At 45.9% G+C, this 13,310-nt stretch carries 9 protein-coding genes, 1 tRNA gene and 1 rRNA gene; 8 read left to right on the top strand and 3 right to left on the bottom strand.

Annotated features, from left to right (window positions below; genetic code table 11):
• The first annotated feature begins 18 nt into the window (after window positions 1–18).
• From HGH47_RS10905 to HGH47_RS10920, 4 genes are all read left to right on the top strand, one after another.
• A complete protein-coding gene (locus tag HGH47_RS10905; protein WP_432912338.1) occupies window positions 19–1,644 on the top strand; it encodes a hypothetical protein in 1,626 nt (541 codons plus the stop codon).
• A 279-nt stretch (window positions 1,645–1,923) separates the two neighbouring features.
• On the top strand, window positions 1,924–3,201 hold the full coding sequence (gene prs, locus HGH47_RS10910; protein ID WP_253675896.1) for a ribose-phosphate diphosphokinase: 1,278 nt from the start codon (window positions 1,924–1,926) through the stop codon (window positions 3,199–3,201).
• A 17-nt stretch (window positions 3,202–3,218) separates the two neighbouring features.
• The gene (gene creD / locus HGH47_RS10915) at window positions 3,219–4,730 is read left to right on the top strand and encodes a cell envelope integrity protein CreD (RefSeq protein WP_253675895.1); all 1,512 of its coding nucleotides are present in this window, start codon (window positions 3,219–3,221) and stop codon (window positions 4,728–4,730) included.
• 4 nt (window positions 4,731–4,734) lie between these two features.
• The gene (locus HGH47_RS10920) at window positions 4,735–6,270 is read left to right on the top strand and encodes an FGGY-family carbohydrate kinase (RefSeq protein WP_253675894.1); all 1,536 of its coding nucleotides are present in this window, start codon (window positions 4,735–4,737) and stop codon (window positions 6,268–6,270) included.
• Between the two features lie 59 nt (window positions 6,271–6,329).
• Here the strand turns inward: HGH47_RS10920 and HGH47_RS10925 are convergent, their stop codons facing one another.
• Window positions 6,330–8,294, bottom strand: coding sequence for a fructose-1,6-bisphosphatase (locus HGH47_RS10925; RefSeq protein WP_432912343.1), 1,965 nt, complete (start codon window positions 8,292–8,294; stop codon window positions 6,330–6,332).
• A gap of 129 nt (window positions 8,295–8,423) precedes the next feature.
• Here HGH47_RS10925 and HGH47_RS10930 point away from each other — a divergent pair, with 129 nt between their 5' ends.
• Entirely contained in the window at window positions 8,424–10,481 is a 2,058-nt protein-coding gene (locus HGH47_RS10930; protein WP_432912346.1) for a 4-alpha-glucanotransferase, read from the top strand.
• A gap of 56 nt (window positions 10,482–10,537) precedes the next feature.
• Window positions 10,538–11,506, top strand: coding sequence for a UDP-glucose 4-epimerase GalE (galE, locus tag HGH47_RS10935; RefSeq protein ID WP_212565699.1), 969 nt, complete (start codon window positions 10,538–10,540; stop codon window positions 11,504–11,506).
• Window positions 11,507–11,616: 110 nt separating this feature from the next.
• On the opposite strand, the gene HGH47_RS10940 is transcribed toward galE, so the two are convergent.
• Both HGH47_RS10940 and HGH47_RS10945 read right to left on the bottom strand, forming a co-directional pair.
• Window positions 11,617–11,850 carry a hypothetical protein gene (locus HGH47_RS10940; protein WP_016522863.1) on the bottom strand — a complete coding sequence of 78 codons (234 nt, stop codon included), beginning with the start codon at window positions 11,848–11,850 and terminating at the stop codon, window positions 11,617–11,619.
• Between the two features lie 52 nt (window positions 11,851–11,902).
• Window positions 11,903–12,349: a PTS sugar transporter subunit IIA gene (locus tag HGH47_RS10945; protein ID WP_016522864.1), complete on the bottom strand. Its 447-nt coding sequence runs from the start codon at window positions 12,347–12,349 to the stop codon at window positions 11,903–11,905.
• Window positions 12,350–12,476: 127 nt separating this feature from the next.
• On the opposite strand from HGH47_RS10945, the gene HGH47_RS10950 reads away from it, so the two are divergent.
• Together HGH47_RS10950 and HGH47_RS10955 are read left to right on the top strand one after the other, a co-directional pair.
• Window positions 12,477–12,549: transfer RNA gene (locus tag HGH47_RS10950), tRNA-Ala, on the top strand.
• 560 nt (window positions 12,550–13,109) lie between these two features.
• Window positions 13,110–13,310 (top strand): 16S ribosomal RNA (locus HGH47_RS10955); the annotation flags it as partial.

Below are 13,310 nucleotides of genomic sequence, written 5' to 3' on the forward strand. Positions count from 1 at the left end.
CATTCTGAGGAAAATAAAATGAAAAAAAAATATCTTATTGTATTATGTATCGTAATAGGCATTGTTACAGCGTTTGGACAGGATGCGACAAGTGCTGCTACCGATTCAGAAATATTGACTGAACAAGGAGCAATGCCCGGCGGCGTCAAAGCCGACGAAGCAACGGCACAACCTTCTCGAGAAAACGAGGCGGCTATGCCCGAAAACGAAACACCCGCTGCCGTTTCTGCGGATGATAACAGCAGTGCCGCCCAGTCTCCTGCGGCATCTTCCGAAAATGCTCCTGCCGAGCCTGCCGCCCATGCAGATATCGGAGTGACTGAATCCCCTGCTTTGTCGGTGCCAAACGCAAATACTAACAACAAGCCTTCTGCTGCCGCTGAGACGGTAATTGTTCCAGAACAGGGCAACAAGGCTCAGGAGCAGAAGGAGGTATCCCAGCCGGTTGAAATGAATGAGCCGACACAGCGGACTAAGAAGGCTCGTCCGTTTTCTCTGCATACAGGGTTTGTTGTTTCAGGCGCTGTCGCCAATAATATAGTTTCTGTGTTGGATTTTTTTCAACCGGAGTTGCTTATCGACTTTAATCAGCTTTCAAGGGATACGATAAAATCGGGAGTCCATGCCGGAGCAATCTTTAATATTGATACATTTTTCCGATTTACTGTGCTGGAAAAACATACGGTAAAGTTTTCTATTACTGCTAATGGGGATGTATGGGGAAATTTGCCGAAGAGTTTGCTTGACCTTGTGGCAAATGGCAATCCGGCAACTGCAACCGGTGAAACGATTAAAGGTACTTTAAATGCAAAGATTAATGCATTTGTTGATGCAGGGATAATGTATCAGTTTAATAATCCTTCTTACGGTTTTTCGGCACGGGTCGCATATTTTGCTCCTGTCGCATATATGGAAAATCCCAGCGGAACATATAGTCTGTCTCCGCATACGACGACGGGCGGTGTAGTTGATGGAATCACGCTAAAAGCTGAAGGCAAGGCAGATATTTATGGGTGTCTACCGGATTATTTAGCAAATAGAAATTTTTCTATCCTTGATATCTTAAAAAATGGCGGCGTTGATTTAAGTTTAACCGGTGTATTCCGCCCAACAGGGTGGGTCACGATTACGGGCGGTATCGACTACTTACCGATTATGCCAATAGTAACGAATAAAGGAATGAGTGCATTATTTAATTATGATGATTCTGTGACTAATCTTTTAGACAATATTGCCAGCGGAGCCTTTTCCTTTTTTAAGTCGCCAATAACAAAGAGTATCTCCGGTACCTTGAATGAAAAAAAAATTATGCGTCCGTGTAAAATTCAAATCGGAGCGGATTTTAGGCCGTTTCAAAATGACTATTTGATCTTATCACCGTCTTTTGCCTTTCCGGTTATCAATGCAAAGCCGTATTATGTGGATGGTGGGCTTAAAATTGAAAGTCGTTTCGCAAAAGTGCTTGGGGTCTATTTGGATACCGGATGTATCGAGCGGGTGTGGCGGCATGAACTTTGTCTCTTTATTGCTTCGCGATGTTTCACGTTTAACCTCGCTGCATCGGTTGCGTCGCAGGATTTTAGGCGTACATTCACAACGCTGTCTGGAGTTGGGGTAAAGTTGGGTGTAGGTATCGGTTTTTAAACCTTTATTTCCTTCTGCGCGAAATTTTATTTAAAATTTCGCGCATTTTTCCCATCAAGCGGGCAAATGTATCAGACAGAGAAGATACAAATCGCAGAAGCACAGAGGCTGTGAGACCATTTGAGCCGCAAAGCGGCGAAACTCTGGTTGAACAGCCTCTGTACTTCTGCGGGGCTGTGTAAAATAAGGTTTGATGCTTTATCCTGCCAATACCGATTGAATTTTTTTGTGAAATATGTAAACTAGTGCTCAAGTTTATTCCGACATGAGGGGGCGGGTATGATGTACTCCAGTTCTGCGAATTTGGCAATTCTGGCGTGTCCTGGCGGCGAACACTTTGCCGATGCTGTAATTCAACATTTAAAACATATTTATGTAGAAAAACTGAATAGAAAAATAGATAAGTTAATAAAACGGTATAATTTACAAAAAGAAAACCTTATCCGAGACCTCAATTTTTATAACGACCTTATTTCTTCCGGTTTACATGAAAATAACGAGATTGAGAAAATCCGTATCCCTCGCTTTAAAGTGAATGCCCGTTTTACCTATTTTATGAACGGCGAATTTAAGACGGAAATACTGGAATGTATTCGTGGGAAGAATGTCTGTATTTTTCAGGATGTTGAAAACCATTATCCGCTTTGGGTGAACGAAGGTAAGAACCAACACGTTTTTTCGGTTAATGATCATCTTATGTCGATGATGGTAACCATCGATGCCGTTCGGTATGCCGGAGCCGCGCATATTACCCTTGTGGTGCCTGTGTATCCGTATAGCCGTCAGCATAAAAAGAAGGGACGCGAAGGATTAACCGCCAGTATGCTGGGACATTTTTACGAAACGCTCGGGGTCGACCAAATTATTACGTTGGATATCCATTCCCGCGAGATTGAAAATTCCTTCCATACTGCCCGTATCGAAAATCTCCATGCAAGTTATCAGATTATTCGAGAGTTGATAAAAATTGAAAACCTTGCAGATCCGAATGCAGAGCTTGTTATTGTTGCTCCGGATAGTGGGGCGGTAGACCGGAATAAATTCTATTCCAGCGGCCTAAAAAAACCGCTTGCGATGATTTACAAAGAGCGCGATTATTCCGTCGTTACACAGAATGCAAAGCAATCCAATATTGTAAATATCAATCTACTAGGCGATGTAAACGGCAAAACTGCTTTCCTTGCCGATGATATGCTCGGCACAGGCGGTACGCTGTTAAAGGCAATGGAGTTCCTCAAAAGCAAGGGTGCAAAAAAAGTTATTGCGGCTGTGAGTTTACCGTTTTTTACCGGCGATGCAATCCAGCTTTTTGATGAAGCATATAAAAAAGGACATTTCTATCGTATCATCGGTACTAATGCAGTATACCACGAAGAGTTGCTCAAGAAAGAATGGTATATTTCGACTGATGTTTCAAGATTGTTTGCACAGGCTATTTCGCGCTTGCACCATAATCAGTCTTTGAGCGGACTGCTGGATAATAGAGATATTATCGAACGGATATTGCATACAGCGGATTCGAATGCACAGCATAAGGCGGAAAATAAACAAGAGTAAGTAAAGCTGGAATTTATATGGAAATAAAACAATCAACGGATATGCCTGCTTTGCCGAAAAAATCATTATTTTCTCATCAAGCGGCGTGGATAAAGCCTGTTATCATTTTTATTATGATGCTGATACTGCTTATCCCGCTGGCATTTATCCGTTCGCTTGTCAACGATCGGGAAGAGTACCGGCGGACTGCCGAAGCGTCTATCATGGAGCCGGCGGGAGGTGAGCCTGTTATTGAAGGGCTTGTTCTTGCCGTGCCGTATGATGAATTGATCGAATATACGGATGATTCGGGAAAGGTTGTTCAAAAAGGGAAAAAGCAAGACTATATTCTCACCGTACCGGAAACATATAATCTGGTAACGCAGATTAATCCCTATCATCTTTCGCGGGGCATATTTACCGTGCCTATTTTTAACGGAGATTTGGCGATTAAAGCTTCGTTTTCCGGCTTTCAATTCAGTCAATTCAATATCGCGGAAAAAAACATCCGCTATAAGGATGCGGTGTTGATTCTTGGCATAAAAGATAAAAAGACCTTAACCGCCTACCCCGCGCTCCGCGTAAACGGTATGCCGCTTATTGAAGCGCTGACGGCTCCTGCAGGAGCCTCGCCGTTTCGCAATGCCGTTTATTACATGATGCCGGAAGATACCGTGCGTTCCGGCTTTTCGATAGAGGGTTCCGTTTCCATTCAAGGGGGTAAAAGCCTGTGTATCGTACCGCTTGCTGCGGACAACAGTTTTGCGGTGCAGTCGACGTGGCCTGCGCCCAGTTTTTCGGGAGGGTGGCTGCCGAAGAACCGTACGCTTGACGATTCGGGCTTTTCCGCCGATTGGCATATTTCCGGTTTAAGTACGGCATTTCCCCGCAGCTGGAAAGCACAGGATTTCGACATAGCTGAAGATACGGATGTGTACGATGAATATGGCGGTTATGCGGCAAAAGCGGTGGCGGAGCCCCGAAGCTCGCCCGAAACGGTAAAGATCGGTTTTATTACTCCCGTTAACCATTATTCGCAGGTAAAGCGGTGCATTACGTATGCGCTCCTTTTTTTGGCAGTGCCGTTTTTAGCGATATTTTTATGCGAATTGTGGAGTGCGGTACGGATTCATCCCATCCAATATTTTCTTATCGGGATTGCCGATGTGTTGTTTTACCTGTTGCTCCTGTCTTTTTCCGAACATATTTCGTTTAGCCTTAGCTATTTGATTGCTACGGCAGGTGTGTGTACCGTTGTCGGGTTTTATACTGCTGCAATTTTTAAGCGGATACGTTGGGGTATTCTTTTAACGGCGGTACAAGCGATATCGTATTTGTTGCTGTTCGGTATTTTGCAATCGGAAGATTATGCGCTGCTTATCGGCAGCATCGGTATATTCTGCGTTGTTGCGCTGCTGATGTTCCTTACGCGGCGGGTTGATTGGTATAGTACCCGTTTTATCTCCGTGCATACCCATTCGGAGGGTGCCGATGGCGATATAACCCGTATGCTTACAAACGACGAGTCTTTCTCCGGCGGCGCTCAATAGGTTCATGCAAAGCGGTATTTTTTGTGCCGATATCGGTACGTCGTCGCTAAAGGCGGCGGTTATTACCGAAGACGGAACGGTACTTAAGTTTATACGGTTGCTGTTTCCGCAGCCTGTTCACGCGGTTGACTGGGTTCAAACCTTTTTTACCGCATGGAGCAGCTTACCGGCTGATTATGTGATAGACGCAATTTGTATTTCGGGGAACGGCCCTTCACTTGTCGCCGTACCCCAAAACCGCCGTGCGCCGGAAGCAAGCATCAACGCTGCCGGACGCATACCGAAGAGTCATATCAACGCCGCATCTCCTCGGTCTGCCGTATCTTTATCCTCCGCTGTTTCTCCCGATGATGTTGTTAACGGTATTCTTGATGCGGCTAAAGGCGATACCCTGTTTTTATGGAATGAGCCGGTACCGCAAGGGCTTACCGTACTGGCGCCGCAGGGGATGCCCATACGAGCGTCGCAGGAGGATACCGTGTCGGGGCGACAGGGGGCTGCCGTACCGGCGCCGCAGAGTGTTGCCATACGAGCGCCGCAAGATGGAACCGCAGCGATCCCGCCGGTAGGAGCCTCTCTTTTTTTGCCGCGGATTGCGGCGTTCCGTGCAAAGTACCCTGATGTATTTAATAGCGCTGCTCAGCTTTTTTCCGGGCCGGAATATGTTTCTTATCTTTTAACCGGGGCGGCGGTAACCAGTCTCCCCGATCCGCGCTACGAGGCGGCGTATTGGAGCAAAGACGAGCTTTTCCGGTTTGCAGAAGCACTGCATATCAATACGGAAAGACTGGCCGGTTTGTTGCCGCCGTTTGCAGCCGCCGGTACGGTGATGGGACGCTTTTGTGGTATTCCGGTTATTGCAGGAGTACCGGATTTTATCGCGGCGCTTATCGGGACGGGAACGCTGACAGCTGGCACCGCCTGCGACCGTGCAGGTTCAAGTGAGGGCATTAACGTTTGCATTTTGCAGCCGCGCCGCGCCGAAAAAACACTGCTGCTGCCGTCGGTTATGCCCGATTTGTGGAATCTTTCATCCGTTATTCCATCCTCCGGCGCAGCGTTTTCCGATTTTTTAATAGCGCACGGCTTACGCGGCAACGATTATATCGCTGCGATGGAACGGATTGCCGCGGAATCGTTTATTGCATCGGGCACATATCCCGCAACCTTTGCGGGACAGGGGCGCGCGTTTGTAGAGGCCCTTGCTTTCCGTATTCGGCACGGCTGTGATTTACTGGAACAGGCTTCCGGTTTTCATCCTGTGTATACGCTCTCCGGTGGGCAGGCGCACAATGCTATCTGGTGTCAAATGAAAGCAGATATGACCGGCAGAACTTTCGCGCTTCCCGCTTTTGCCGACGGAGAATTGATCGGAGATGCGGCGCTGGCTCTCTACGGGCTTGGTAAAGGCAAGGCTAGGGGAGAAAACCTTGTCTCCATCGTGCAACGGCTTATCCGCATCAAACGCTACTATGAACCGGAACCGGCCGCTGCTCATCGGTATACGGAAAAGTATTTGTTGCATTCTGAAACGGCATAATGCTATCGGCTTCAAAAATGAAACCGCAGTCGGTTTTAGCAGCCATTGTTATTGCCTTGTTAATCCTGCTGTTTTAGAATTCCCTTGTTGTAAGCGCTGATCAGCATTTCCAAGTTTTGGACTTTTTCTTTCATTTCGGCGCCGGTATCGGTATCCGCAACCCGCTTCCGTTCAACGAGAGTTTCGATAACTTCTTTGCTTGATTCAATGTCAAAGCCTTCGCGCAAAACCTTGTCTACGGACTCAAACGGGTGGTGGCTTATCAGTGTCATCCCATAAGAGTTATAGGTCAGCGTGTAGCCTGCAATGCCGGTGGTCTTTTGGTAAGCCTTGGAAAATCCGCCGTCGATAACCAAGAGCTTGCCGCCCGCCTTAATCGGACTTTCGCCTTTTGCAACCTTGACCGGCGTGTGCCCATTGACGATGTGTGCATTACCGCTTAACCCGAATTCCTTGAGTATCTGCGCGGCAAGCGTACCATCATCCCGCTCCATCAGCTTATAATACGGCGAGGACGGCTCCTTATGTGTTGCCTTATCATCGATAAAGTAGCGCTCAAAGGTGGTCATCTTCGTTTTGCCGAAAAGGGTTGAATCCTGATTGCACCACAGGAACCAGAGGAAATCCGCATTTTGACCGGAAAAGTAGGCTTCCCGCGCCATCTGGTCGTATTTATCCATCAAGCTTTTGCCGTAATATACGGCGCCGTCTATCTCCTTCTCCTTAAAACTGCCATCCTCATTCAGCAAAAGGCACGCATGGAAGAGCAGGTTGTCGTTATAGCGCCGGTACATACTCCCTTTTGCATACAAAAACCGCACATGCTGTTTGAGCTTTTCGCTGGTCATAAACGTATTGGTCAGTGTGTCGATAAGGTACTGTTCTTCGTCGGTGAGCGCTGTTTGATGCGCAGGGTTGACAGTCGGGAACGAGGTATCGTTCAAGGTGTAGGTCTTTCCTTCAATTTCGATGGTACCCGCTGCCGGATTAAGGGTGCGCAAAAGCCTGCGGTGTTCCATATTATACGAAGGGTTCTGCTCGATGATATTCTCTTCAATTTTGAATTGTATGATGCTGATTGCCTTATGCATTTTTGCCAGCAGTTCCGCATCGACATCAAAAGGTTTTTTATCGTTTACTTTTGGCATAAACCGCGTGCAGGGGTCGTCTTTATACACATGCTGGGCAAAACTCACTAGCGGTAAAAGGCTGATTCCATACCCGTCCTCGATAGCGTCGATATTGGAATAGCGGAGTGCAATCCGTATCGCTGTTGCAACACACGCACGGCATCCCGCAGCAGCCCCCATCCAAAGGATATCGTGATTGCCCCACTGGATATCAAGACTGTTCTGCGCCATCAGCGTATCCATCACCTTATGCGGGGACGGGCCGCGGTCAAAAATATCACCGATAATATGCAGGTGATCGATGGTACATTTTTTTATCACTTCGGACAGCTCGATGATGAATAAATCCGCACGTCCGTATTCCACGAGGCTTTTGATAATTTCGCTGTAATAATCCTTTTTGTTAAAGCGGTGTTCATCTTCCTGCAGCAGCTCTTCCATTATGTAAGCAAAACTCTTCGGTAGCAGTTTTCGTACCTTCGACCGCGTGTACTTTGAGGCTGTCGCCCGCGCTACCCGTACCAGCCGGTAAATAGTCAGCTCGTACCAGTTTGTAATATTGGCCTTCTTGTCCGCTTTGATCAGTTCGAGTTTTTCCTTAGGATAGTAAATGAGCGTGGTGAGCTCTTCCAAATCGTCAATGCTGACCGTTGAGCTGAGTTCTTCGGAGACTTTCCGCCGGATAGCGCCCGAAGCATTCTGCATCACATGATTAAACGCCTCCGCTTCTCCGTGTATATCCGTTAAAAAATGTTCGGTGCCTTTCGGTAGATTCAAAATAGCTTTCAGGTTGACTACTTCCTCAACTGCTGTCGTAACATTGGGGAACAAGCGGGAGAGTAAATCCAAATACTTTATATTGTGCTGTAGGGTTTCTGTCGGTACGTTTTTCATATAATTTTCCTTTATTATACGGTAATACGCATATGGTCTTTTGTCAAATAAAATTATTGATTGCTATTCCCCTCTTTCTAACTTTGCGTTTTTGGTCTATGATAGCCCTAGTTGACTAGGAGGAATGAGATGAAATGTACACCGCTTAATCAAGCTTTATGCGGGACTGCCGTACCGGTTTCCGCTTTGTATAGTCAAAAAAGCTGCGGCGTCGGTGAATTTTCCGACCTTATTCCTTTTGCAGATTTTTGTAAAAAAGCAGGATTGCGCATTATTCAGCTTTTACCCGTCAATGATACGGGAACCGACAGCTCTCCGTATAACGCTCTTTCTGCTTTTGCATTGCACCCCCTCTACATCTGTTTGGACGATATACCGGAAGCGCATACCTTTAAGACTGAGATAAAAAAAATACGCATTGCTTTTGAACCGCATACTCCGGGGGAGCGGTTCCGATACCGCGATATACTTCATGAAAAAAACGTACTGCTGCATGCCGTGTTTAATAAATCCGAAAAGCAGATTATTGCAGATTCTCAGACCGGTGAGCTTGCGGAATGGATAGAGGCAAATCCGTGGATAATCGAGTATGCGGTGTTTAAAAATATTAAGCGACAAAACTATCATGCTTCGTGGAAGGATTGGAAAGAATGTGTCGGCATGCGTTCTCCTTCAACGGCAAAAATCACTGCTGCATGGAACGATCCTGTTTTGAAGCGAGAGCATCTATTCTATGCGTGGGTACAAATGCATTTGCATAAGCAATTATTGAAAGCCGTTACTTATTGCGCTGATAACGGGATTCTGGTAAAAGGCGATATTCCGATTTTGATGAACGAGGATTCAGTGGAAGTGTGGGCTCATCCTGAATATTTCCGCAGTGACCTTCGCGCCGGTAGTCCGCCTGACGGGGATAATCCTACCGGGCAAAATTGGGGATTCCCTATTTACAATTGGGTAAATTTAAAAGCAACCGGCTATCGTTGGTGGAAGGATCGGCTTGCTCGTGCGTCGCAGTATTACCATGCCTTCCGGCTCGATCATATTTTAGGTTTTTTTAGAATTTGGGCTATTCCCAAAGGCGAAATGACAGGGCTTTTAGGTAAGCCTATTCCCTATTCGGAAATAACAATTGAGGATTTGAAAAAAGCGGGCTTTTCCGAAGACCGTATCCGATGGATGGCAGAGCCGCATATCAATACCGATATCGTTCAAAATGCAGTGAATGGTGATTATCTGTATGCGCATGGTCTGTTGCGTAAAGTTGCCGATAGGATCGGTACTGAGGAGCTGTGGCTTTTTAAAGCAGGAATACAAAGTGAGTCCGGTCTTCATCGCCGCGGGCTTCCTGCAAAAGTGGAAACGGCTTTGCGGAAAAAATGGACTGATCGTATGCTGGTAAAAGCCGGAAAAGACCTGCACGGTAATACCGTATATACTGCGGCATATCTGTACCGGAATACTACTGCGTGGAGAACGTTATCGGAGGATGAACAAAGACGATTTTCTTTGTTGGTAGAAGAAAAAGAAACAGAGCAAAATAAACTCTGGGCGGCGCAAGCAGAGGATATTTTGTCGGAATTGTGCACGTTCGTCGATATGCAGCCGTGCGCCGAAGATTTGGGGGCGAAACCGGCGGCATTACCGGAGGTTCTGGAAAAATTGCAGATTTTGAGCCTTCGGGTATTCCGATGGGAACGCAGATGGGCTGAACCCTGCTGTCCTTTTATTCCGCTGCAAGATTATCCGAAAGCAGCGGTTGCGGTAACTTCCGTGCACGATTCATCAACGATGCGGGGATGGTGGGAACAAGAACTCTCGTATACCGATATGCTTTCGTTCTTTGATGCGCTGCTTATTGACGGAGAGATGCGGACAGCGCTGTGCCCTATCGAAGGGGAAAAACCTGCCTACACAGCAGACTTAGCCGCAGCGTTATTGAGCGCCTTAGTTAAAGTTCCGTCGATCTTTGCCATTTTCCCCATACAGGATTGGCTGGGGCTTATGATCGATGAATTACATACTGTCAAGGCACAGGATGAGCGGATTAACATCCCCGGTACCGTCAGCGAATCAAACTGGACATATCGGCTTCCTCTTCCCATAGAAACACTGAGTAAAAATAAAGAATTGACAAAGCGATTACGGAATATCACCTCATTACGGCATATCGGGCAGACCGATTAACCATAACGGTTTGATGATTTAGCAATGTCGGAAAAGAGGCTTATAAGAGGTTTACTATGCGTGTATTAGTTATCGGTGGCGCCGGATATATCGGCAGCCATGTAGTTAAAGCAATGCTCGATGCCGGTCATTCGGTTACGGTGTTCGACAATTTATCGACGGGGCAGCTTTGCAATATTTTTCCGGGTACGGAGTTCATCGCAGGAGATACCCGCCACAGTGATGATATTGACGCAGCCTTTGCCCGCGGATTTGACGGCGCCGTATACTTGGCTGCATTTAAGGCGGTAGGGGAATCAATGGTTGCCCCCGAAAAATACTCCATCAATAATATTTCGGCAACGATGAATATCTTAAATGCAGCGGTTAAGCACGGCTGCCTTCGTTTTGTATTTTCGTCGTCGGCTGCCGTCTACGGTTCGCCTGAATATCTCCCCATCGACGAAAAGCACCCGAAGAATCCCGAAAGCTATTATGGGTTTACCAAGCTCAAAACGGAAGAGTTTTTGCAATGGTATGACCGGTTAAAGGGGCTTAAATTTGCATCACTGCGGTATTTTAATGCAGCGGGCTATGATCCGGAAGGTGCTGTTAAGGGGCTTGAGCGGAATCCTCAGAACCTCCTGCCGATTATTATGGAGGTCGCAGCCGGTATGCGGAAGGAACTTCAGATTTTTGGAAACGATTATCCCACACGCGACGGTACCTGTATTCGTGACTATGTACACGTGAGCGACCTCGCGAAAGCGCATACCGATGCACTGCATTATATCGATAAGGAAAATAGTAGTCTTATCGTAAATCTCGGCAGCGAAGTTGGAATTACCGTCAGCGAAATGCTTACCGCCGCTCGTTCTATTACCGGAAAGGCAATACCTGCCCGCTTTGTCGGCCGCCGTGCCGGAGACCCTGCCGAGCTTTATGCAACATCTCAGCATGCCCGCGAAACGATAGGCTGGAATCCTCAGTATTCTGATGTAAAAACTTTGATTGAATCAACGTGGAATATGTATAAAAATCTTTAAATACGGTGCGGCTCTTTTGCTTGTAAAGCAGAGAAAAATATAGCCATATATTAAAAGAAAACCTCTCGGAATAATGTTCCCGAGAGGTTTTAAATTAAGTCTGCTGAAATCTAAGAAAAGAACTTTTCGAGTTCGTTCATATCGGTAGTCTTCAATAAATCTTTTCCGTCTTCATCAAGTACGACTACCATCGGAGCTGCAGATACGCCATGTGCGCCCATAAAGCTTTTTCCTTCATCGGATGCAGCATCCATAATCTTCTTATCGACGTCGGGTAACCCGTTGCAGTATGTCTTTAATTTTTCACTTACATCGTCCCCTGCTGTTAATACATTTACAAGCATAAAACCTCCTCATACTTTGTTAGTTTAAGTGCATTTACGTTAGTCGCGTACACTATTCGGTTAAAATACGGATAATATCGGACTTGTCAGTTGCATTCAGTATTTCTTGTCGCTTTTCGGCACTCTTGAACAACAGGCTGACTTCAGCCAAAAATTGCAAGTGCGGACCTGTTTTGTCAATCGGTGAAAGTGTCATAATAAAAATGCGGCATGGTTCTTGATCTAACGAATCAAAATCGACCGGATGATCCGAAATGCCAATACAGGCAACAAGATCGTTTACTGAATCGGTCTTTCCGTGTGGGATTGCGATACCATGCTTCATTCCCGTAGACATTTTGCGTTCACGATCTAACACGCAGGCTCGGGCAACGGCTTTATCTTTTACTTTTCCTGCCTGAACAAGCATTTCAAGCAATTCATCAATGATTTCCTCTTTAGAGGTTCCTTTTAAATGGAGATTGACAGTTTCAGGTGTCAAAACAGTTTTCAAGTTCATATATTTAGTGTACGGGACTTTGTCGGAAAAGTCAAGGATTTTATTTTGTATTTTTGTATCTTCTAAAATATTATCTTAAAAAACTATTGCTCAATTTATCGAAAAACTATATACTCATACCGTTTTTGGGGAATTAGCTCAGGTGGTAGAGCGATTGGTTCGCAATCAATAGGTCAGGGGTTCGAATCCCCTATTCTCCACAAGTTTATATCTCTCTGTGCATACTTTTACTGCTTTCTTCCATAATAATATCAGAAGTGTACAGTTGGGAACCTTTAAAAACCTCAGTTTTTTAGAGGTTCCCCTTAGATGTATAAACACATCACGCTAACGGAGTTTGTCGGTCTTCTCTTTTTTTGATACGCATAGACTTCCGTAGCGATGATGCTGAAGCGGTGTTTTTATGTTTTGGGCGCTTACTAAATTAAAAAAACAAAAGAAAAAAGCAAAATGCGCTTGACAGAATAAATGATTTTGTGATATATTCTTCTTCGCTGCGGCGCACTAAGGCAGAGCGTCGGGGCGAGTAAACTGGTCTTTGAAATTAAAGGGAAGGGAAAGAAGAAAGCCAAAGAGCAATCATCTTTGGTAAGGAAGATAAGCGTAGAACAAAGAATGAGAGAAGAAATGACGCAGGGTGATGGATAGTTGCTTTGTGTTGTTATTTTTTTTCTCTCGAGGTCAACGTTCCTAAAAATAAGAAACGGGACTTGCTTGAAAATTATTGAAATCAGACGCCCTTCGGGGTGTTTGAAATAAAATAATGGAGAGTTTGATCCTGGCTCAGAACGAACGCTGGCGGCGCGTCTTAAGCATGCAAGTCGAACGGCAAGAGAGGAGCTTGCTTCTCTCCTAGAGTGGCGGACTGGTGAGGAACACGTGGGTAATCTACCCTTAAGATGGGGATAGCTGCTAGAAATAGCAGATAATACCGAATACACTCGGCGCTTCATAAGAGGCG

Origin of the sequence: Treponema sp. OMZ 805, from assembly GCF_050937395.1 — a bacterium.
Taxonomy (GTDB): Bacteria; Spirochaetota; Spirochaetia; order Treponematales; family Treponemataceae; genus Treponema.

Bases quoted from the DNA above. Each gene is read 5' to 3' on its own strand.
- prs (WP_253675896.1), top strand. From the start codon at position 1,924: ATGATGTACTCCAGTTCTGCGAATTTGGCAATTCTGGCGTGTCCTGGC.
- HGH47_RS10905 (WP_432912338.1), top strand. From the start codon at position 19: ATGAAAAAAAAATATCTTATTGTATTATGTATCGTAATAGGCATTGTT.
- HGH47_RS10930 (WP_432912346.1), top strand. From the start codon at position 8,424: ATGAAATGTACACCGCTTAATCAAGCTTTATGCGGGACTGCCGTACCG.
- HGH47_RS10925 (WP_432912343.1), bottom strand. From the start codon at position 8,294: ATGAAAAACGTACCGACAGAAACCCTACAGCACAATATAAAGTATTTG.
- HGH47_RS10940 (WP_016522863.1), bottom strand. From the start codon at position 11,850: ATGCTTGTAAATGTATTAACAGCAGGGGACGATGTAAGTGAAAAATTA.
- HGH47_RS10945 (WP_016522864.1), bottom strand. From the start codon at position 12,349: ATGAACTTGAAAACTGTTTTGACACCTGAAACTGTCAATCTCCATTTA.
- HGH47_RS10920 (WP_253675894.1), top strand. From the start codon at position 4,735: ATGCAAAGCGGTATTTTTTGTGCCGATATCGGTACGTCGTCGCTAAAG.
- creD (WP_253675895.1), top strand. From the start codon at position 3,219: ATGGAAATAAAACAATCAACGGATATGCCTGCTTTGCCGAAAAAATCA.
- galE (WP_212565699.1), top strand. From the start codon at position 10,538: ATGCGTGTATTAGTTATCGGTGGCGCCGGATATATCGGCAGCCATGTA.